Source organism: Hylemonella sp. GW821-FHT12C09 (assembly GCF_058807395.1).
Genome location: NZ_JBXAQQ010000017.1, coordinates 1 through 1,240 on the forward strand (window position 1 = coordinate 1; position 1,240 = coordinate 1,240).

Below are 1,240 nucleotides of genomic sequence, written 5' to 3' on the forward strand. Positions count from 1 at the left end.
TTGGGCTGCTGCCGGTTCCGTGGACACCCACCTAAGCTTCTGAAGCTTTCTCGAAGTCTATCGGACTGACGTAACCGAGCGTCGAATGACGGCGCGTCGGGTTGTAGAACCGCTCGATGTAATCGAACACGTCAGCCCGGGCCTGCTCCCGTGAGCGGTACACCTTCTTGGCCGTGCGCTCGGTCTTCAAGGAACTGAAGAAGCTCTCCATCGCCGAGTTGTCCCAGACCTCGCCGGCACGGCTCATGCTGCACGTGATGCCCTGCTCCTTGAGCAACTCCTGGAAGTGCTCGCTGGTGTACTGGCTGCCCTGGTCGGAGTGATGCAGCAGGGCCACGGGCTTGCCCCGACGCCACACCGCCATCATCAGGGCATCAGCCACCAGTTGCGAGGTCATGCTCTCCTGCATTGACCAGCCCACAATCCGGCGCGAGTACAGGTCCAGCACGGCGGCCGCATACAGCCAGCCCTCAGCCGTCCAGATGTACGTGAAGTCGGCCACCCACTTCTGGTTGGGGCCATCGGCCTGGAACTGGCGGTCCAGCACGTTGCTGGCAATGGCGCTGCGCTCGCCAGCGTCCTTGGGCAGGCCTCGGCGTCTGGGGCGCGCCCGCAGGGCTTGCAGGCGCATCAGGCGCTCAACCCGATGCAGTCCGCAGGACTGCCCCAGGGCCAGCACGTCGTGCCAGACGCGCCGCGCACCATAGGTCCGGTCGCTGCCGATGAAGCTTTGCCGCACCAGGGTGCCCAGTACCTCATCAGTCTGGCTGCGCTGGCTTCTGGGCCGGCTCAGCCAGGCATAAAAGCCACTGCGCGAGACACCGAGCGCCTCGCATATCAATCCCACCGGCCAGACCACTCGGTGCTTCGCCACGAAGTCGAATCTCACATCGACTCCTTGGCGAAGTAGGCCGCGGCTTTTTTCAATATGTCGCGCTCCATCTTCAGCCGGGCCACCTCTTTGCGCAGCCGCTCCAGCTCGGCCTGCTCGGGTTTCATCACCCCCTGGCCAGGGAAGGCATGTTGCGGGTCTTGATGCAGCTCTCGCATCCATTTGCGCAGCACGTTCTCGTGCACATCCAGGTCCTTGGCCGCCTGGGACACCGACACCCCTCGCTCCTTGACCAGCCTCACCGCCTCAAGCTTGAACTCGCGGCTGAATTTCCTTCTCGTTTCCATACACCACCTCCGGTTTCATCGACCACCTTAACAAAGTGTCTTTGAAACCGGCAGCAGCCCA

The 1,240-nt window shown here is 62.9% G+C and carries 1 protein-coding gene; it reads right to left on the minus strand.

Annotation, left to right across the window (positions count from 1 at the left end; genetic code table 11):
- Positions 1–31: 31 nt before the first annotated feature.
- A protein-coding gene (locus tag AC1RRP_RS19245; RefSeq protein WP_493038983.1) for an IS3 family transposase occupies positions 32–1,179 on the minus strand; the annotation gives its coding sequence in 2 pieces (ribosomal slippage) (positions 32–918 and positions 918–1,179; 1,149 coding nt in all).
- Positions 1,180–1,240 lie beyond the last annotated feature (61 nt).